Annotated in this window: 19 protein-coding genes; 13 read left to right on the forward strand and 6 right to left on the reverse strand. The window is 38.2% G+C overall.

Annotated elements, in window-relative coordinates:
* The first annotated feature begins 4 nt into the window (after positions 1 to 4).
* Together MHI18_RS18190 and MHI18_RS18195 are read left to right on the forward strand one after the other, a co-directional pair.
* Positions 5 to 310 (forward strand): YlaH-like family protein, encoded by a 306-nt coding sequence (locus MHI18_RS18190; protein ID WP_340849432.1) that lies wholly within the window; start codon positions 5 to 7, stop codon positions 308 to 310.
* Complete coding sequence (locus tag MHI18_RS18195) at positions 311 to 592, forward strand: hypothetical protein (protein ID WP_340849433.1); 282 nt, start codon at positions 311 to 313, stop codon at positions 590 to 592. It abuts the gene before it with no gap.
* Between the two features lie 76 nt (positions 593 to 668).
* On the opposite strand, the gene MHI18_RS18200 is transcribed toward MHI18_RS18195, so the two are convergent.
* From MHI18_RS18200 to MHI18_RS18210, 3 genes are all read right to left on the reverse strand, one after another.
* Positions 669 to 1,097: a hypothetical protein gene (locus tag MHI18_RS18200; protein ID WP_340849435.1), complete on the reverse strand. Its 429-nt coding sequence runs from the start codon at positions 1,095 to 1,097 to the stop codon at positions 669 to 671.
* A gap of 18 nt (positions 1,098 to 1,115) precedes the next feature.
* Entirely contained in the window at positions 1,116 to 1,316 is a 201-nt protein-coding gene (locus MHI18_RS18205) for a YlaI family protein (RefSeq protein ID WP_340849437.1), read from the reverse strand.
* 189 nt (positions 1,317 to 1,505) lie between these two features.
* Positions 1,506 to 2,096, reverse strand: coding sequence for a YhcN/YlaJ family sporulation lipoprotein (locus MHI18_RS18210; RefSeq protein ID WP_340849438.1), 591 nt, complete (start codon positions 2,094 to 2,096; stop codon positions 1,506 to 1,508).
* 163 nt (positions 2,097 to 2,259) lie between these two features.
* Between MHI18_RS18210 and MHI18_RS18215 the strand changes: the two genes are divergently transcribed.
* On the forward strand, positions 2,260 to 3,588 hold the full coding sequence (locus tag MHI18_RS18215; RefSeq protein ID WP_340849440.1) for a PhoH family protein: 1,329 nt from the start codon (positions 2,260 to 2,262) through the stop codon (positions 3,586 to 3,588).
* 58 nt (positions 3,589 to 3,646) lie between these two features.
* Here MHI18_RS18215 and MHI18_RS18220 read toward each other — a convergent pair whose 3' ends face one another.
* Positions 3,647 to 4,144, reverse strand: coding sequence for a peptidyl-prolyl cis-trans isomerase (locus MHI18_RS18220; protein ID WP_340849442.1), 498 nt, complete (start codon positions 4,142 to 4,144; stop codon positions 3,647 to 3,649).
* Between the two features lie 222 nt (positions 4,145 to 4,366).
* On the opposite strand from MHI18_RS18220, the gene MHI18_RS18225 reads away from it, so the two are divergent.
* Together MHI18_RS18225 and pyc are read left to right on the forward strand one after the other, a co-directional pair.
* The gene (locus tag MHI18_RS18225; protein ID WP_340849444.1) at positions 4,367 to 4,648 is read left to right on the forward strand and encodes a YlaN family protein; all 282 of its coding nucleotides are present in this window, start codon (positions 4,367 to 4,369) and stop codon (positions 4,646 to 4,648) included.
* A 343-nt stretch (positions 4,649 to 4,991) separates the two neighbouring features.
* Positions 4,992 to 8,429: a pyruvate carboxylase gene (gene pyc / locus MHI18_RS18230; RefSeq protein ID WP_340849446.1), complete on the forward strand. Its 3,438-nt coding sequence runs from the start codon at positions 4,992 to 4,994 to the stop codon at positions 8,427 to 8,429.
* 712 nt (positions 8,430 to 9,141) lie between these two features.
* On the opposite strand, the gene MHI18_RS18235 is transcribed toward pyc, so the two are convergent.
* Positions 9,142 to 10,098, reverse strand: coding sequence for a COX15/CtaA family protein (locus MHI18_RS18235; RefSeq protein WP_340850326.1), 957 nt, complete (start codon positions 10,096 to 10,098; stop codon positions 9,142 to 9,144).
* 544 nt (positions 10,099 to 10,642) lie between these two features.
* On the opposite strand from MHI18_RS18235, the gene cyoE reads away from it, so the two are divergent.
* The 7 genes from cyoE (at position 10,643) to MHI18_RS18270 (ending at position 17,502) form a co-directional block, all read left to right on the forward strand.
* Positions 10,643 to 11,581: a heme o synthase gene (gene cyoE, locus MHI18_RS18240; protein ID WP_340849448.1), complete on the forward strand. Its 939-nt coding sequence runs from the start codon at positions 10,643 to 10,645 to the stop codon at positions 11,579 to 11,581.
* A 207-nt stretch (positions 11,582 to 11,788) separates the two neighbouring features.
* Entirely contained in the window at positions 11,789 to 12,874 is a 1,086-nt protein-coding gene (gene coxB / locus MHI18_RS18245) for a cytochrome c oxidase subunit II (protein WP_340849450.1), read from the forward strand.
* A gap of 32 nt (positions 12,875 to 12,906) precedes the next feature.
* Positions 12,907 to 14,778: a cytochrome c oxidase subunit I gene (gene ctaD / locus MHI18_RS18250; RefSeq protein WP_340849451.1), complete on the forward strand. Its 1,872-nt coding sequence runs from the start codon at positions 12,907 to 12,909 to the stop codon at positions 14,776 to 14,778.
* A complete protein-coding gene (locus MHI18_RS18255; RefSeq protein WP_340849453.1) occupies positions 14,778 to 15,407 on the forward strand; it encodes a cytochrome (ubi)quinol oxidase subunit III in 630 nt (209 codons plus the stop codon). Before ctaD ends, MHI18_RS18255 begins: the two co-directional genes overlap by 1 nt.
* Before the next feature lie 3 nt (positions 15,408 to 15,410).
* Positions 15,411 to 15,746, forward strand: a complete 336-nt coding sequence (ctaF, locus tag MHI18_RS18260) for a cytochrome c oxidase subunit IVB (protein ID WP_340849454.1) — start codon at positions 15,411 to 15,413, stop codon at positions 15,744 to 15,746.
* A gap of 210 nt (positions 15,747 to 15,956) precedes the next feature.
* The gene (gene ctaG, locus MHI18_RS18265; protein ID WP_340849456.1) at positions 15,957 to 16,856 is read left to right on the forward strand and encodes a cytochrome c oxidase assembly factor CtaG; all 900 of its coding nucleotides are present in this window, start codon (positions 15,957 to 15,959) and stop codon (positions 16,854 to 16,856) included.
* A gap of 184 nt (positions 16,857 to 17,040) precedes the next feature.
* A complete protein-coding gene (locus MHI18_RS18270) occupies positions 17,041 to 17,502 on the forward strand; it encodes a DUF420 domain-containing protein (protein ID WP_340849458.1) in 462 nt (153 codons plus the stop codon).
* Positions 17,503 to 17,556: 54 nt separating this feature from the next.
* Here MHI18_RS18270 and MHI18_RS18275 read toward each other — a convergent pair whose 3' ends face one another.
* Complete coding sequence (locus MHI18_RS18275; RefSeq protein ID WP_340849460.1) at positions 17,557 to 17,919, reverse strand: YugN family protein; 363 nt, start codon at positions 17,917 to 17,919, stop codon at positions 17,557 to 17,559.
* Positions 17,920 to 18,229: 310 nt separating this feature from the next.
* Between MHI18_RS18275 and MHI18_RS18280 the strand changes: the two genes are divergently transcribed.
* Positions 18,230 to 19,285: a CAP domain-containing protein gene (locus tag MHI18_RS18280; protein WP_340849461.1), complete on the forward strand. Its 1,056-nt coding sequence runs from the start codon at positions 18,230 to 18,232 to the stop codon at positions 19,283 to 19,285.
* Positions 19,286 to 19,363 lie beyond the last annotated feature (78 nt).

A 19,363-nucleotide genomic window follows, 5' to 3' on the forward strand; every position in this document is an offset into this window, starting at 1 on the left:
AGCAATGGATGTAGGAGAGCGCCTATCGTTTTTCGCGGCCCTTTACAGGGTTGACGAAAACCCTGAAGCTGGAATGTGGTATTTATATTTGACGATTTGGGCTCTGTGTATCATAGTATACCAGCTCGGATTTGCCAAAAAACTACCTTTATTAAAAAACCTAGTCATTTATGTGGTCATGGGTCTCGGCTGTACCGTTCTATCTTTCCTGGCCGTTTTCCTTCCAATGGGTGAATCTCTTTTGATTGCGGCAGCAGTACTCGGTATCTATCGGTTACGCCGTCGTGATCATAGCGGGGAACAGGTATAAATGCAATCCATTCAAGATGCGTTATATAATTGGATGACGATTAAAGTAGTCTGTGATGCAAGACCTGATGATACGGCTGCTCTTGATACTTTGGCTTTTTTCGAAAAGCTGCTGGTAGAAAAAGAGGTAATCATTCAGTCCCTATTCAAAGAGGAGCCTTTTTACTTCATTGAATATTTATATGAAAATGAAGTAAAAAAGCAGCGATTCCCGATTGAAGTTATTGACGTAATGCTCAACCAGATTAAAGCAGAGCCGGAGAAATACCGGAATCTTGAATAAAGCACAAACTAACCCCCCGGCATAAAGCCGGGGGGTTAGTTGTATACATAGAATGACTCGAGTGTAAGGGCTTTCTCTAGACCTTAGCTGCAGCCGCTAGGATACATGCGTAAAGCAAATGGGCAAGTGTCCAGAGAGTAAAGCCTATACAACTGATGGAGTCCACCTGACTGCTTCCTAGGCTGGTTAAAGGAAAGTAGAGGAGAATTGCCGGGATAATAACAATGACCGCAGTAAGCAGCCTCACCAAAAAAGTTGCTTTCTTTTTTACCAGCATAGTGAATACCATCGCCACGAGAATAGAGACCATCAAATGAATCAAAAATTCGAGATACTCTGGCGGGTTTATATTTCTCTCAACTGGCTGGAAATTAATATTAAGTAATAAACGGTATACTTTATAACCGCTTAAGAACTCAACGTATTTCATAAAGAAGCCAAGAAATAAGCCAGATAAAAGGCCGGCTGCCAATCCTAGTTTTATCTTAGGTCTAGCCCATTCCATGATTCCCTCTCCTTCAGTTTACCAATCGTCATCTTTCGTAACAGATCGATAAAGCTTGAAATTTCCAGTTGCAATTCGTGCCTTTGTTTTTTCTTCTATTCGAGTTGAACATTCCTGACACATATATGTATGAATCGGTCGATTTCTTAATTTCTTTGCTTCTGGTGAATAATCAAGAATATCTTCTATCTTATCGCAAATAACACATTTAACATTCATAGCCAAACCTCTTTCAACATTTAATTAATGGATGTCCAGTATTGTAGATACATTATAGCATGTTTTATACATTCAAAGTATTGTGAAAACGCCTAACCTAAGAAGTCCTTTTTTGTTTTAAAGGTAAACTAGGATAAGAGAACAAAAAAAAGACTGCTCATGGGATCACCTGAGTCAGTCGTTTACCTATTACTCACTAGTAGAGTGTTTCTTTTGTTCTCTTTTTAATTGTTCTTGATTTTGATTATTTAATGAATTTTTTTGCTTTTCCAGCGTTTTAGTAGGTGCTGGCTCATTTAAATCTCCCGGAATTTCGGGGATGATACGACTAGTAATATCGGATAGTTCATTTAATATTCCACGGACAGGCTTACCGTTTTGTATATCTCTTGAAACTTCACGAATCCGCTCATTCAAATCAGGGTCTGCGACAATAATCGCATTCGCTCCATATGGGTCGTTCGCAAGCGCCTCTCCCACTGAATATTTAATAGTTCCCACCTGTGAGCGTTCTATATCATCATCAATATCTATGCCTACAAGGGCGTATTTTCCAATAACAACGGCCGTTGCGTCATTAACAAGAGGAATCGCTGAAGCTATTTGGGTCAGCCTGTTTGCAACTTGTTTCCCTGTTAATCGATCCGTTTCTTTAATCGTGGAATTTTTCACTGTCGTGACTTTATAGTTGTCGTCTTTTGTTTTTTCACTCCTTTCATCTTGGGTGTTACAACCAGTAAGCAAGAGTAAAACGGACAAAAGTAATATATATATTCTCATTTTTTTAGGTCCTCCTTCTGTCATTTTTCTTTATAGTCTGTAAATGTTCTTCTATCTTTATGCAGGCAGACATATATTTTATCAACAGTCTCGTCCACTACATAAACTGGAGGTAGCAGGATTATGAAACAGATTTGACAAAGACCAGGCAGGGGGCGTCGTATTGGACAAAATTTACGTTTTAGATACTAATGTCTTGTTGCAAGACCCTTATTCCCTTTTTTCTTTCGGAGATAATGAGGTAGTCATTCCAGCGGTTGTGTTAGAAGAGCTGGATTCGAAGAAGAGATATATGGATGAAATAGGGAGGAATGCAAGGCAGGTATCGAAACTAATCGATGGATTTCGAGAACAGGGGCAGCTGCATCATGGGGTTAAACTTCATAATGGAGGCTCACTTAGAATTGAATTAAATCACCGTTCTTTCCATGAACTTCAAGAAATATTTATTGAAAAAACAAACGACAACCGAATTCTTGCTGTTGCAAAAAATTTATCTTCTGAAGAAAAGGCAAAGATAGTTGGAAAGTCAGTCATATTAGTGAGCAAGGATACCCTTGTTCGCGTAAAAGCAGACGCCATTGGATTGCTTGCTCAGGATTTCTTAAGTGATCGAGTGGTAGAATTAGATCATATATACAGCGGGTTTTCTGAAGTACTTGTTCCTGTCGATATCTTAAATACCTTTTATGAAAAAGGAGGGCTTCCATTAGCTGAACTCCCTAAAGGACTTTATTACCCAAATCAATTTATTTTAATGAAAGATAGTTTAGGTGGATCTTCATCCGCTGTAGCAATCGTTGATCAAACATGCAGCAACATAAAAAAACTATTATTTGATCAAGATCATATTTGGGGCATCAAGCCAAGGAATGTACAGCAAATCATGGCTATGGAAATATTGCTTCGAACGGACTTGCCATTGATTACCTTAATAGGAAAAGCTGGAACAGGTAAAACGCTGCTTGCGTTAGCAGCAGGTTTAATGCAGACAGAAGATTTCGGACGCTTTAAGAAATTATTAGTGGCACGGCCTATTGTTCCAGTCGGGAAGGATATTGGTTATTTACCTGGGGAAAAAGATGAAAAGTTACGTCCGTGGATTCAGCCAATATTCGACAATCTTGAATATTTATTCAACACGAAGAAACCTGGAGAATTGGATGCCATTTTGGCAGGAATGAAGTCCATTGAAGTGGAGGCACTGACATATATTAGGGGGAGAAGCATTCCAGAACAATTTATAATTATCGATGAGGCTCAAAATCTTACTAAACATGAAGTAAAAACCATCTTGACACGAGTTGGAGAGAAAAGCAAAATTGTTTTAATGGGAGACACGGAGCAAATTGATCACCCGTACCTTGATGAATATAATAATGGACTAACCTATGTGGTAGAAAGTTTCAAGGATCAGCATATTGCGGGTCATATAAAGTTAATTAAGGGAGAGCGATCTGCACTGGCACAGTTGGCTGCGAATATTTTATAGTTTCCACAGAAAAATAAATTAAAAACGGCAGACGAATAATCGTCTGCCGAAGTTGGGTTTATTTTAACGTAAAAGAACGGATGTCTTTAATGGGATTATTAATATTTGACCCATCACCAAAATAAACATAACAAGGTCCATTCTCTTTAATAGGCTTGCCGTCTATTGAAAAACCAATAGCAAATGTTCTAGCTTCCTCTAATGTAAAGGTATGTTCATGATCAGCAGTTTCAACAATGATGCTGGAGGCGCTATCATCTGGAACGGAATTATTTAAAAAAGGTTCGAATGGAATAACAAATGTTCCTTCTAAAAGTCTTTGTTTTTCAAACCTTTTTTCTGTCTTTAATGTGGGAGGCATGGTTGAGCCTTCTCGAATCTCTTTCTCCCAATGTTTAGATGTAGCAATTGTATATTCCTCTAATTCATCCACTTCGACCTTTTCGGCATGAAAGTATGCCTCAATTTCTACTTTACGGTCATCAAAGATCCATACCCCTGGATCGAGTGTTATTGGATATTTTACCTTGCCTTTTATTAATACTATGGATTCCACCTAGTTCATCCCTTTCTCTATCTACTAGTACAATTATAAGCATATTTAACCAAAAAGCCAAAAAAAGTTGTAATAGGGAGCGAAACTGCGATAATATGAAGACATATCATTGGATTTCAATTTGTGATTCTAAATTGTCCTTATATAACCTTGCTTTTTCATAAAACTAAGGGTAAAATTTATAGATAAGATTTAATCGCTTCTTGAGCGGGGGGATTTAATATGGCATCTGAAATGCTTGTCAATCATCGAGAAAAAGCCTATGCACTGTTAAAAGCAGATGCTGAAAAAATTTTAAAATTAATTAAAGTACAAATGGATAACCTCACTATGCCTCAATGCCCTCTTTACGAAGAGGTTTTGGATACGCAAATGTTCGGCTTATCACGAGAGATCGACTTCGCTGTTCGTTTAGGCTTGGTGAATGGTGATGAGGGGAAAGCTCTCTTAGAAAAACTCGAAAGAGAATTATCCGTGCTGCACGAAGCATCTCTTAGGAAATGATAAGTGACAGCAGATGACTAAAGTCAAAACTCAAACTATTCTCATTTATGGTTTGAGTTTTTTTGTGTAAAAAAAGAGTATTCTATTAAGTTACGTATCATTTTTGAAAAAAAACGAAAGATAGTGTATTCTTTTATTGTGTTATAAGAATTTTCGTATTATTGTTTATTTAAGAAATATTGTAGGTATTTCTTTAATTCCAAGTTTATTGATGGGTTAACAAGTTTACGATACATAGTAACCTGATGTACTGTGAAGAAAAGGTAACTGGTTCGCCTGACTGAGTTTGGGAGAACTATGTCCTTTTTTTATATACAATTGAAAATTTATAGAAGTAGGTGTAATGATGGGAAATCGTATCAAAAAAGTACTTGCAGCAAACCGTGGAGAAATTGCAATTCGGATATTCCGTGCGTGTACGGAATTAGATATTAGAACTGTGGCTATTTATTCTAAGGAAGACCACGGGTCATATCATAGGTTTAAAGCCGATGAAGCGTACTTGGTAGGCAAAGACAAAAAACCAATTGATGCGTACCTAGACATTGAAGGAATTATTGAAATTGCGAAGAAAAGTCATGTCGACGCCATTCATCCTGGTTATGGATTTCTGTCTGAAAATATAGAGTTTGCCCGGCGGTGTGAAGAAGAAGGGATCATCTTTATTGGACCCAAATCCCAACATCTAGATATGTTTGGAGATAAAGTGAAGGCACGCCATCAGGCGGTGCTCGCAAATATTCCGGTTATCCCGGGAAGTGACGGCCCAATTGACAATGTTGAAGAAGTCGAAGCTTTCGGGAATAAGTACGGTTACCCCATTATCATAAAAGCTTCACTTGGCGGTGGAGGACGCGGAATGCGGATTGTGAATAATCCTGAAGAAGTTCGTGAGTCCTATGATCGTGCAAAGTCAGAGGCGAAAGCTGCCTTTGGTAATGATGAAGTCTATGTAGAACGTTTTATAAAGAATCCTAAACATATAGAAGTTCAAATTTTAGGTGATGAACATCAAAATATCGTCCATTTATTTGAACGTGACTGCTCCGTGCAGCGCCGTCACCAAAAAGTGGTAGAAGTTGCACCTTCCGTTTCCGTTTCTGAAGATTTACGTGAACAGATCTGTAATGCCGCGGTGCATTTAATGAAAAATGTAAATTATGTAAATGCAGGTACAGTGGAGTTCTTGGTTGCGGATAATGAATTTTATTTCATAGAAGTTAATCCACGTGTACAAGTTGAACATACCGTAACGGAAATGGTTACCGGTATTGATATCGTTCAATCGCAAATCTTGATAGCAAGAGGACACGACCTGCACGATAATGTCATTGGAATCCCTGAGCAATCTCTAATCACGACGAATGGATATGCAATCCAATCAAGGATTACTACAGAAGATCCCTTAAATAATTTTATGCCTGACACAGGAACCATTATGGCGTATCGTTCCAGCGGTGGATTTGGTGTCCGTTTAGATGCGGGTAATGCTTTTCAGGGGGCAGTGATTACTCCTTATTATGACTCCTTATTAGTGAAGTTATCTGTCCATGCAATGACGTTTGAAAAAGCTGCGTCTAAAATGGTGCGAAATCTGAAGGAATTCCGGATCCGCGGAATTAAAACGAATATTGCTTTCCTTGAAAATGTAGTGAAACATGAAAAATTCTGTTCAGGTGAATATGATACATCCTTTATCGATTCTACGCCTGAACTGTTTACATTCCCAGTTCGTAAAGACCGCGGAACTAAGATGTTATCTTATATTGGCAATGTAACGGTTAATGGTTTCCCAGGAGTTGAACAGCAAAAGAAACCAGTTTTTGATTATCCTGCTGTTCCAGAAACAAAGAGTATCATCACAAAAGACGGCAGTAAACAAATACTAGATCAACATGGCGCTGACGGTCTTATAAATTGGATAAAAGCACAAAATGAGGTGCTGATTACGGATACAACATTCCGTGATGCACATCAATCACTTCTTGCTACTCGTGTTAGAACGTCCGATCTATTGCAGATTGCGGAGCCTACATCAAAACTTCTTCCTAATTTATTCTCAATGGAAGTATGGGGCGGAGCAACCTTTGATGTAGCCTATCGTTTCTTAAAAGAAGATCCTTGGGACAGGCTTCTTAGTCTTCGTGAAAAGGTACCCAATGTATTACTGCAAATGCTGCTTCGTGCTTCAAATGCAGTCGGTTATAAAAATTATCCTGATAATGTTATTCGGGAATTTGTTGATAAATCAGCGAATGCCGGCATTGATGTTTTTAGAATCTTTGATAGTCTAAATTGGGTTAAAAGTATGGAAGTTGCGATTGATGCGGTTCGTCAATCAGGTAAAGTCGCTGAGGCAGCTATCTGCTATACTGGCGATATAAATGATCCGAGCCGTAGAAAGTATAATATAGATTATTATAAGAACATGGCTAAAGAACTTGAAAACCAAGGAGCACATATCCTCGCTATCAAGGACATGGCAGGTCTATTGAAACCGGAAAGTGCTTATCGATTGATTTCCGAATTAAAAGAGACCATCTCTATTCCAATTCATCTTCATACTCATGATACAGCGGGTAACGGTACGTTTATGTATGCAAAAGCGATAGAAGCAGGAGTCGATATCGTGGATACGGCATTAGGGTCTATGGCAGGATTAACTTCGCAGCCTAGTGCTCAAACATTATATTATGCGCTTGAAGGCACTAAACGACAACCAACAATTGAAATTAAACCACTTGAACAACTTTCAACGTATTGGGAAGATGTTCGGAAATATTATAAAGACTTCGAGAGTGGAATGAATGCTCCTCATACAGAAGTCTATAAGCATGAAATGCCAGGCGGTCAATACAGCAATCTTCAACAGCAGGCAAAAGCTGTGGGACTTGGAGATCGCTGGGATGATGTGAAGGAAATGTACAGCCGTGTGAACGCTATGTTCGGTGATATTGTCAAAGTGACGCCTTCTTCTAAGGTTGTGGGTGATATGGCCTTGTTTATGGTACAAAATGAGTTAGACGAAGAATCTGTCCTGGAAAAAGGTAAAACAATTGATTTTCCTGATTCAGTCATTGAGTTATTTGAAGGGTATTTAGGCCAGCCAGAAGGCGGGTTCCCGAAAGAACTTCAGAAAGTCATTCTTAAAGGTAAGCAGCCTATTACAGTTCGCCCGGGAGAATTACTTGACGAAGTTGATTTCAAGGCCCTAAGAGAAGAACTATTTAACGAAATCAACCGTCCAGTTACGGATTTCGATCTTTTAGCTTATGCCCTATATCCAAAGGTGTTTCTTGATTACGTGAGAACTCTTGAACAATTTGGAGATTTGTCAAGTCTTGATACGCCAACCTTCTTATATGGAATGAGACTTGGGGAAGAAATAGAAGTGGAGATAGAGGTAGGGAAAACACTTATTGTTAAACTAATTTCAATTGGTGAGCCTCTAGCTGACGGCACAAGAGCTATTTACTTCGATTTGAATGGACAGTCACGTCAAGTAATCATTAAAGATGAAAGTGTTACATCCTCGGTAACAACGAAACAAAAAGCAGATCCAAAGAACAAGTCTCATATTGGTGCGACTATGCCAGGGACTGTTATTAAAGTAGTGGTGGAAAAAGGAGATAAGGTTAAGCAGGGAGACCATTTAATTATTAATGAAGCAATGAAAATGGAAACTACTGTACAAGCTCCTTTCTCAGGAACCGTAAAAGCAATACATGTAAACAATGGAGAAGCAATCAGCACAGGTGATTTATTAATTGAATTAACTTAATGAAAAAGGAGAGTCCAGTGTTCTGGATTCTCCCCAGACTGTAGACAAACTCGGGTGGAAAATCGAGTATGTCTACAGTCTTTTTTTTAGTTTTTAAAATGCGGCTGTTGATTGCAGTGAAAGGCGATTCGCTTTCCGCGGGGCGGGCGGTGAGCCTCCTCGTTGCTTACGCTCCTGCGGGGTCTCACCTGTCCCGCTGTTCCCGCAGGAGTCTTCACGCCTTACTCTCCAATCAACGGTCTTTCTAAAATTTAATTTGGATTTTAGTCCGACGCTCAAATGGAAACACGTGCTACCCAAGAGTAGATTTAGGTGGAGATCCATTCAAATCGGGGGAATTATGAAGAACATTCTTTCAGACAAATCCGTTCGAACAGGAAGAATCAAAGATTATTAAGTTGAACACAAGTGTTCCTGAAAGCAGATACAATATTAAGATGGAAAACAGTACTAATTAGAGACTTAGTTGCCTTGATAAGCAGGGGAAATTCCATGAAATGTGTTAAAAATGCTAAAAGAGGGTACGGAAAGAACCATTCCGCGCCTCTTTTAGCTACAAAATGAGGAGAGTCCGTGTTCTGGACTCTCCTTTTTATCTTGCATGGATAAACCCTAATCCAGCGAGAGACAATAGGAGAAAGCTATCAAACGTAGAGTGAACAAAAAAACAGCTGACTTAAACCGCAATTAGTGGTTAGACAGCTGTTTTTTTCTATTTTGCTGATAGGGTGTTTTGATTGGAAGAGGCTGTTTGATTAACTCTGGCTGCATTTTGTTTACTCCTAGAAGTCAACAGCAGGAGGTAACTCATTACTCCAAAGAAACAAGCGATAAATAAAGCATGTGATAGGGCAATGAATAAGTTTTGTCTAGAGAATATGATGAATGCCCCTGCAAGTACTTGTAAGAAAACTAAAATAAAGGCAGTAATCCAGCCCCAATATAAAACTTTTTGATGTTTATAATGCTTTATGGCAAGGTAAGCAGCATATGTAACCCATATGAAAATTAAACCTGCGATAGCCCTATGCCCCATTTGAATCCATTGGTTCAAATTATACGGGAGAGCGAAGCTTCCATTAACACAAGTCGGCCAGCCTGTGCAAACTAGACTAGACTCCGTATGCCTAACGAGTGCTCCTGTGTATACAACGACAAAGCAATAAGTAATGATCCCCACAATATGAAACTTCATTCGTTTATCAACGATAAGCTCTTCTGCTTTAAACTTCGTATCAATTTCAAATATTAAAAGGGTTAACATAAAAACAGAGGCAAACGAGATTAGTGAAATCCCAAAATGGAGGGCTAGTACAAAATCTGATTGTCCCCATAGTACTGCGGCTGCTCCAATTAAGCCTTGAGCCAATAAGAAGAAAAATGATATAGCCGAGAGGAATTTTGTTTCTCGAATATGTCCTATGCTTTTCCATGACCAAAGGGAGAGTGCTACTACCATAATGCCAACTGCTCCAGAAATAACACGATGGGCGAGTTCAATGACTAATTCTTTTGTAATGACTTTTGGAATTAATTGCCCTTCGCACAACGGCCATGAACGTCCACACCCCATACCTGAATCGGTCTTGGTGACTAAGGCACCCCCGAGAAGGATAAGCAGCATCCCGAATGTTGTAAAAACGGCCAACCATTTTAATCCACGATGCACGTTTTCCACCTTCTTTATTTTATCTTTAATCAAAATAATACTATATTTTCTATTCAATAGTATAAATAATTTCTTAAGCATACCTATTCGATACTACACAATTTGCAGTTTTTTTACAAGTTAGGAAATGTTTTTTTAATAAACTTTTATTCATCCTGCCTATCTAATTATTTTTAAGTTAATAAAATTCTATTCGTCCAGCGTACGTAGATTCTAATAAACTAATATAAACTGGAGAGCACAGGTTTAAATGGTTGATTATGGATGTACACAAATTGGTCAAGAATTATACAAAAAAAGTTCACAATTTCTTCAAAAAGTATGTTTTAATAGCAAAGGAAGCTATTTTCCTGGATTTGTTTATTTAATATAATTCAAAGTGACTATTATTATTATTGTGAAATCCTATATTTTGTTAAAAATAACAGATTTCCATGTTATTTCATTCTGTCTCTAATTACAAATATAGAAAAGTATGAAATAATACTATATAGTAATTGTAGGCCTTTTTTGTATGCGGCCATTGATAAAGGAGGACATAAGTATGTCAAACATGAGGGCTGTACCAGAAGCTGCCTTGAAGGACAGCAAGGCGCCCATTGAATCAACTAAAATAGAAACAACTGCTTGGAAAGACTTCCTCGCTCTAATAAAAGTAGGGATTGTTAATTCTAATATGATTACGACCTTTACAGGGTTGTGGCTAGCGCTTCACTTTTCAGGAATGCATTTTCTAAATAATTTAGATACCATGTTTTTTGCGCTGGCAGGTTCAGGGTTAATTATGGCTGGATCGTGTAGTTTCAATAATTATTATGACCGGGACATAGATCCTCTTATGGAAAGAACAAAAAACAGACCTACTGTGACTGGAAAAGTTAGTCCCGGAAAAGTACTGCTTTTGAGTATTGTGCTTATTACCGTTGGCGTAGGGTTTCTTGCCCTGACTAATTTGACCACTGCGGTTATTGGTTTATTTGGAGTTATTGCCTATATTGGCTTATATACAATGTTTGCTAAAAGAAGATTTGTTTCAAACACGATTGTAGGGAGTATTTCCGGCGCTGTACCGCCTTTAATCGGCTGGGCAGCGATCGATCCACAGCTTGGAACATTGCCATGGATGCTCTTTTTATTCATGTTCTTATGGCAGCCTCCGCATTTTTATGCGTTAGCAATGAAGCGGGTCGAAGAGTACCGGGCAGCCGGCGTACCAATGCTGCCAGTAGTTAAGGGGTTCAAGAGAACGAAGCTTTCAATGAATCTATGGGTTGCTACTTTGATTCCATTGCCGTTTTTCATGGCTGAGCTAGGATATTTTTATGTTATACTTGCCGTTGCTTTAAGTATAGGATGGCTTATACTTGGAATTTATGGGTATAAAATGAAGGATGATATTAAATGGGCTCGGTTAATGTTTGTCTATTCATTAAACTATATGACGATTTTATTTGTAGTAATGGTAATTGTAACCTTGATTTAACTTCATCCTATAGCGATTTTATGGTAAACTTTTCATAGTACGGCCTGCTTTAAGCAGGCCGGATACATAGTTTCATTAATAAGGGGCGTATTAGATTCCTATACTATTAGGAGTTCTTTCTTTAAAAGGAAATTAATATATAGAGGGAATTTTCACAAAGCAATAAACAATGTGGGAAATTTTTACGAAAGAGGGGTTACTTAAGCTATGAAAAAAAGGCTGCAAAACTGGCGTCTAATCTCATTATTTGCCATTATGACGCTCTTCTTGGCCGGCTGTGGCAACGCGCAATTGTCCGCACTGAATCCAGCAGGGGAAGTTGCAAAAACTCAATATGACTTAATGGTGTTAAGTACATTAATTATGGTACTGGTCATTATTGTGGTTGTTATTTTATTTGTTATTGTTTTATTCCGTTTCCGCCACAAAAAGGGAGACGATTCCATTCCTAAGCAAGTGGAAGGAAGTCATAAGTTAGAAATAATTTGGACGACTATTCCGATTTTGCTATTAATCATTCTTGCTGTTCCAACAGTAATATCTACGTTTGATTTAGCAGATACAAAGGCTATGGATGTGAAAGATAAGGATGGAAAGACAAAGGACGCTTTGGTTGTCAATGTTAGAGCTAACCTTTACTGGTGGGAATTTGAATATCCTGATTTAGGAATTGTAACAAGTCAGGAACTAGTTGTACCAACTGATCAAAAGGTTTATTTCAATCTAAAATCTTCTGATGTAAAACATTCGTTCTGGGTTCCTTCTGTAGGTGGGAAACTGGATACGAACGTAGATGGTACCAACCAATTTTATCTTGAATTCGATAATGAAAAATCAAAAGAAGCTGAAAACCTTTTCCATGGTAAATGTGCTGAGTTATGCGGACCATCACATGCTTTAATGGACTTTAAGGTCAAAACAAAAACAAAAGATGACTTTACTGCATGGGTAAAAGATATGCAGGGAGTTAAAGAAGCCGTTCCTGCTGAAGGCGATGTAGCTAAACAGGGGGAAGAAATTTTTGCTGAAAGCTGTATCGGCTGTCATGCAGTTACACCAAACGATAGTCGTCCTGAAGCGGCTCGTTTAGCACCAAACTTAGCTAACTTTGGCGATCGAGAGAAAATTGCCGGTGTCTTGGATCATACTGATGAAGAATTAGGAAATTGGTTAGAAGATCCGGAAAAATATAAACCAGGTAATAAAATGACTGGGACTTATGGGGAACTTGATGACGAACAAATCAGTGCTCTTACAGAATATTTGATGAATCTCAAGGTTGAAAGCAAATAAGTCAACACGGATTAGAATAAGGGGGTAAAATCGTGAGTACGTACGCTAAGAAAAAAGGATTTGGCGCTACATTATGGGACTTTTTAACAACAGTTGACCATAAAAAAATCGCCATTCTTTACCTTATAACCGGCGGATTGTTCTTTGTTGTCGGCGGGCTGGAAGCAATGTTTATTCGAATTCAGCTGGCTGTTCCAAACAATGATTTTGTAAGTGCCGGATTATACAATGAAATTATAACAATGCATGGTACGACGATGATTTTCCTGGCGGCAATGCCTTTGGTTTTTGCTCTCATGAACGCAATAATGCCATTGCAAATAGGGGCGCGTGATGTTGCGTTCCCATTCTTAAACTCACTAGGATTTTGGTTATTTTTCTTTGGTGGTACATTCTTAAATCTTTCATGGTTTATGGGTGGGGCACCTGATGCAGGATGGACTTCTTATGCCTCGCTTGCCTTGCAATCTGAAGGGCATGGCATAGATTTCTATGTACTAGGACTGCAGATATCTGGTTTGGGTACGTTAATAGGCGGGATTAATTTCTTGGTGACGATTATTAATATGCGTACACCAGGAATGACATATATGCGGATGCCGTTATTTACGTGGTCAACTTTCGTTGTTTCTGCACTTATTTTATTTGCATTCCCTCCATTGACTGTTGGTTTGACATTAATGATGTTTGACCGTATGTTCGGTGCAAACTTCTTTGTTACAGCAGCAGGAGGTAACACGATTATTTGGGAGCATTTATTCTGGATTTTCGGACATCCTGAAGTATACATTCTGATTCTGCCGGCATTCGGTGTGTTTTCAGAACTATTTGCTACTTTCTCAAGAAAAAGATTATTCGGTTATTCATCAATGGTGTTTGCCACAGTCCTTATTGGGTTCCTTGGATTCATGGTTTGGGCTCACCATATGTTTACCGTTGGATTAGGACCGATTGCAAATGCAATTTTCGCTGTTGCCACTATGGCAATCGCTGTTCCTACTGGAATTAAAATCTTTAACTGGATTTTTACTATGTGGGGCGGAAAAGTTCGTTTTACTACACCAATGCTTTATGCTGTTGCGTTTATTCCTTCCTTTACAATGGGTGGAGTAACCGGGATTATGAACGCAGCTGCACCAGCAGATTATCAATATCATGACAGTTATTTTGTTGTTGCACATTTCCATTATGTAATTGTTGGTGGAGTTGTTCTAGGTCTTCTAGCAGGTATTACTTTCTATTGGCCGAAAATGTTTGGAACTATGTTAAATGAAACGCTTGGAAAAATTACATTCTGGTTCTTCTTAATCGGGTTCCATTTAACATTCTTTATCCAGCATTTCCTTGGACTTTTAGGCATGCCTCGTCGTGTATTCACGTATCAAAAGGATCTCGGCTGGGACACATCTAATATGATTAGTACGGTTGGAGCTTTCCTCATGGCTGTTGGGGTTCTTGTAATGGTCTATAATATCATCATTACATCCATCAAGAATGAGAAAGTTGGAAATGATCCTTGGGGCGACGGACGTACCCTTGAATGGGCAATTCCATCTCCACCGCCATTCTATAACTTTAAACAACTTCCGCTTGTTCGCGGGTTAGATCCATATTGGATTGAAAAGATGGAAGGCAAAACTGAAATGACTCCAGCTGAACCACTTGGTGATATTCATATGCCAAATGGATCTATTTTACCAGTAACGATTTCTTTAGGACTTTTTGTTGCTGCATTTGGTGCATTATTTCATATGGATGATAAAGCATGGTCTATACCTGTTATTATCATTGGCTTATTAATCACCTTTGGATCGATGCTCATCCGTTCTGTTAAGGATGATCATGGTTACCATATTCATAAAGAAGACCTTATGGATAATACAGATAAGGGAGGTAAGTCATAATGCATGCAGAAGAAAAATTCACCGATGCAACTTGGCCTGCTTCCCCCGAGAAAGCTACCCTTGAAGGTAAAAATAAATATCTAGGGTTCTGGCTGTTTCTTGGCGGCGAAACAGTGTTGTTCGCATCACTATTTGCCACATACTTGGCATTAAAAGATAAAGTGCCTGATGATAATATGGCGCTGGCTAAAGATCTTTTCGAGCTTCCATTAACCTTTATTGCAACGATGCTTTTGTTGACAAGTTCATTGACAAGTGTTTATGCGATGTATCATATGAAAAACCGTGATTTCAAAAAAATGCAGTCTTGGCTGCTAGTTACAGTATTGCTTGGAGCAGCATTCCTTGCACTTGAAGTGTATGAGTTTAATCATTACGTACATGAATTTGGTCACACGTTTACGAGCAGCGCCTTTGGTTCTGCATTCTATACGCTCGTAGGTTTCCATGGCGGGCACGTAGCGTTCGGGCTTCTGTGGATCATATCATTAATGGTTCGTAATGCTAAGCGTGGTTTAAACTTGTATAATGCCCCTAAATTTTATCTTGCTAGTCTTTATTGGCATTTTATTGATGTAGTATGGGTATTTATCTTTACAGTAGTATACTTAATGGGAATGGTGGGATAACTGATGGCGAATGAACAATCAAATTCAGCTAATCCAAATTTTAATTTAAAGTATCGCCGTAAGCAAAGTGCTGAAGAAATGAAGCATCAAGTTGTTACGTTTGTACTGATGATTTTCTTTACATTAATTGCTTTTGCAGCTGTGGCTATTGAGGGGATTTCACCTTGGTTTATTAAACCAACACTTCTGCTTCTCGCTGCAGTTCAGGTTATTTTCCAGCTTTATTATTTCATGCATATGAAGCATAAAGGTCATGGAGCAATAACATTGTTTATTTTTTCGGGCTTGTTAGTGGGGTTAATAACCGTACTAGCATTCGTAACCATTGTTTGGCTGTAAGTATGTGATAGGATAAACCGGTCTTTGGACAGTGTCTCTCTTTTGCCCTATAGGGTGTAAAGGGAAGTTACTGGCGAAGACCGGTTTTTCTTTCGTAGACAGGTCTCACAGTCAGAATTGGAATGACTGGGAGATCTTGTTTCTTTCTCTGTTTCTTTGAATGAGATTGAGTTATACTAATGATAGTTTGAAAATTACAGAGGTGATGACATGTCCATAGAAATCTTTGGATTCCGTGCTCTATGGAGTCCGTACTATTTTATTGCTCTGGTTGTTCTTTCACTAGGTTTCTTTTTAATCACTAGTAAATATAGAAATCGCTTTACGGATAGTGAAAAGCTGACACCGAAGCAAATAGGATTCTTCCTGACTGCAATGATTTTACTTTATCTAGTAAAAGGATCTCCACTTGATTTATTAGGTCACATCATGTTCAGTGCCCATATGACGCAAATGGCTGTCCTGTATCTAATTATTACTCCATTGTTTATTCTTAGTATCCCGAACTGGCTTTGGAGAGCAATGTTCAGTGTTCAATGGATTGAGAAGATGTTTACCATCTTTACTAAACCACTCTATGCATTGCTTATCTTTAATATTGTATTTTCCCTTTACCATATTCCTTTAGTATTTGATATGGTTAAGACGAGCATGTGGCTGCATGGCGGGTATACGAGTCTTCTTTTTGTATTATCACTTTTTATGTGGTTTCCGCTTGTTAATCAACTACCGGAAAAAGAAACACTCACAGGTCTGTACAAGGTTGGGTATATTTTTGGCAGTGGGATTTTAATGACACCCGCTTGTGCCTTAATCATTTTTGCTAATTATCCAATGTACGATACGTTTACTAATCCAAGTTCATGGGCGACAGCCATGGAACTATGTGTTCCTGCTTCGGCATTAGCTTCACTGAATCTTAGTGGTCCAGAAATGTTCTCAAACCTTCCTGCTCTTGAAGATCAGCAGCTTGGCGGGGTTTTAATGAAAGTGATTCAGGAAATTGTTCTTGGCGTCGTGCTTGGATATATTTTCTTTGCATGGTTCCGTAAAGAAAACGGTGAAGATAAAATAGATCCGATTCCAGCTCATTTACAAACAAATGAGTAACGAAAAACCTGCACGGTATGTTACCGGCAGGTTTTTTTACGGACTCTATTGAATCGCTTACTAGTTATATAAAAAATAGTAAATGTGAGCAATTTGTTAAAGAAGTAAGAATCTATTGTAATTTTTCTCACCCTTTAATAAGATGAAGGTTGAGAATCTAAAACAGAGGGGACGTTCCAACGCTATGTCTTTACCAATACTTCCAACAATCAGTACCGCTTTTATTGTTTTAAGTGCGATTACTGTTGCAATCGGCTGGTACCAAATTAAACAAGGAAAAATTGAAACGCATAAAAAAACAATGATTGTTGCGGCTGTATTTGCAACAATATTCTTTATTATTTATGCATCTAGAACGATATTTATTGGAAATACCGCCTTTGGTGGACCAGATGATATAAAAATTTATTATACAATCTTTCTTGTCTTTCATATTACCCTTGCTACTACGGGAGCGGTACTTGGGATCACATCATTAGTAACTGGTTTTAAAGGAATCTTCCAAAGACATCGGAAGCTTGGACCTATTACGAGTATTGTTTGGTTCTTTACAGGAATTACTGGACTTGCCGTATACTTATTATTATATGTCTTCTATCATGGTGGAGAAACTACTTCCGTTATAAAAGCGATTTTTGGATTTTAAGACAAAAGAAGGCACATGGAGACTTTTCTCCATGTGCCTTCTTTTCATTAAAACTTACAGCCCATTAAATTGGACAATCTCTTCTTTCACTTTAGCTAGGATTTTTTCACATTGCTTCACAAGAGAAGCTGGGAAATCTTCGCCCTCACCATACTCTAGCCCATGTGGGTAATAATGCTTGCCTAAGATAGGAGTCATTAACTGAATGATTGCTTTATGTGCGCCTACATCGCCCTCGATAGCATACCCCTGCACACGAAGATAAAAGACACCGTCTTTAAGTTCGAATTTACGGTCATAGTTTACACGCTCATAATCCCATTGTTCTGCTCTTATTAAACCATTCTCACCCATAAGTTCATCTAATCTGTTTAAATCAGCTTTAAAATCTTCTAAATCAAAACTTTCAAATTTCACTTATATACCCTCCTAATGTCAACAAAAAAGAATGGAAGCCTTGAAGCTGGATAATGGATAAGTTGTTATACTCCATTTTTACAAGATTCCCTCATTTTAATAATAGTACTAAACTATAGAACTTGCAATGAGTAGCGTACCAGTAATTCCATATTCATCCTCCATAGGTGTATTATATATGTATAATATATTTAAATTATTCTTAAAATTGTTACATGTAAGGGTGCAGCTTCTATAATATGGAGAGTAATAATGATATAATTACCTAAAATACGGATCAGCTGGAGAAGGATGTGATCCTCTGAAAACCATGGCAAGGGTAACGCTGTTAGTAGTGATTTTTTTCAGTATAAGCATCTATTTTAGTAATGGACAGGATAAAGAAGAAGTGATCTTATATGAACAGAAAGATGCTTACATAGATAATACTACAGACAGTTCAGGTAATAAGCAGTCAACATTAAAAACTGACGGTATGACAAAACCCAAAAAGGGACTTGCTGTGACAATTGGTAAGAACATAAAAGATGTCAAAAAAGAGTATGGTGAGCCTGGCAGAATTGATCCTTCTTCATATGGATATGATTGGTGGATTTATAATCAGGATCAGGAGAAATATTTTCAGTTAGCTGTAAAGAACGAAAAGGTCGTCTCGGCTTATGGAATTGGTGAAAATATAGATGTGGCACCTTTTTATATTGGGCAGCCAATCGATGAAATTTATTCAAGCCTTTCTATTGAAATGTCTATTGATGTAGATACAGAGAATGGCGCGTATAGCTTTGAACTGTCTGAGGAAGATATGAATATGAGACCGTTAATAAAGATAGGTAAATTGTATGTTCAGCTCTATTTGGATAAGTTTACTGGAACAGTTTCGAGCATCCGATTCTTGAATGCAGAGACCCTTTTAAAGCTGAGGCCTTATGAATTACCCTATCGTGGTGAATTAGAAGTGGAAGAGATAGTAGATGAAGAAAAATGGAAGCTTATCGAACAAGGAAATCAACTGCAAATATTTGATCTTACAAACGTTATTAGAAAACGGTTTGAGGTAAACGGAGTTCAGTGGAACGAACCGGCAGCAGAAGCAGCGTTTTTGCATAGCCAAGATATGGCTGATAATGATTTCTTTTCGAATACTTCTCCAACAAAAGGTGATTTAGAGCAGCGATTAACAGCTGAGCAAATTGAGTATGTGAATGCTGGTGAGAATATTGCTGTTAATTATGTAGATAGTATTGCGGCGGTTGAAGGGTGGCTAAACAGTAAAGGCCATCGGGAGACGATGCTCAATACTGAATTTACTGACTTAGGTGTAGGGGTGTACCATAAACTCTACACACAAAACTTTATCAGCAAGTAATGGAAGGTTTCTGAGAATGGGAGAGTCCCGCTTAGAGACCTTTTCTTTATATATATATAAGTCACACTTTTTTTAGTT

The sequence above is a fragment of the Peribacillus sp. FSL H8-0477 genome (assembly GCF_038002765.1).
Lineage (GTDB): Bacteria > Bacillota > Bacilli > Bacillales > DSM-1321 > Peribacillus.

Bases quoted from the DNA above. Each gene is read 5' to 3' on its own strand.
- MHI18_RS18190 (WP_340849432.1), top strand. From the start codon at position 5: ATGGATGTAGGAGAGCGCCTATCGTTTTTCGCGGCCCTTTACAGGGTT.
- ctaF (WP_340849454.1), top strand. From the start codon at position 15,411: ATGGCGAATGAACAATCAAATTCAGCTAATCCAAATTTTAATTTAAAG.
- MHI18_RS18205 (WP_340849437.1), bottom strand. From the start codon at position 1,316: ATGAATGTTAAATGTGTTATTTGCGATAAGATAGAAGATATTCTTGAT.
- MHI18_RS18210 (WP_340849438.1), bottom strand. From the start codon at position 2,096: ATGAGAATATATATATTACTTTTGTCCGTTTTACTCTTGCTTACTGGT.
- ctaG (WP_340849456.1), top strand. From the start codon at position 15,957: ATGTCCATAGAAATCTTTGGATTCCGTGCTCTATGGAGTCCGTACTAT.
- MHI18_RS18280 (WP_340849461.1), top strand. From the start codon at position 18,230: ATGGCAAGGGTAACGCTGTTAGTAGTGATTTTTTTCAGTATAAGCATC.
- MHI18_RS18255 (WP_340849453.1), top strand. From the start codon at position 14,778: ATGCATGCAGAAGAAAAATTCACCGATGCAACTTGGCCTGCTTCCCCC.
- pyc (WP_340849446.1), top strand. From the start codon at position 4,992: ATGATGGGAAATCGTATCAAAAAAGTACTTGCAGCAAACCGTGGAGAA.
- MHI18_RS18195 (WP_340849433.1), top strand. From the start codon at position 311: ATGCAATCCATTCAAGATGCGTTATATAATTGGATGACGATTAAAGTA.
- coxB (WP_340849450.1), top strand. From the start codon at position 11,789: ATGAAAAAAAGGCTGCAAAACTGGCGTCTAATCTCATTATTTGCCATT.
- MHI18_RS18225 (WP_340849444.1), top strand. From the start codon at position 4,367: ATGGCATCTGAAATGCTTGTCAATCATCGAGAAAAAGCCTATGCACTG.
- MHI18_RS18270 (WP_340849458.1), top strand. From the start codon at position 17,041: ATGTCTTTACCAATACTTCCAACAATCAGTACCGCTTTTATTGTTTTA.
- MHI18_RS18200 (WP_340849435.1), bottom strand. From the start codon at position 1,097: ATGGAATGGGCTAGACCTAAGATAAAACTAGGATTGGCAGCCGGCCTT.
- cyoE (WP_340849448.1), top strand. From the start codon at position 10,643: ATGTCAAACATGAGGGCTGTACCAGAAGCTGCCTTGAAGGACAGCAAG.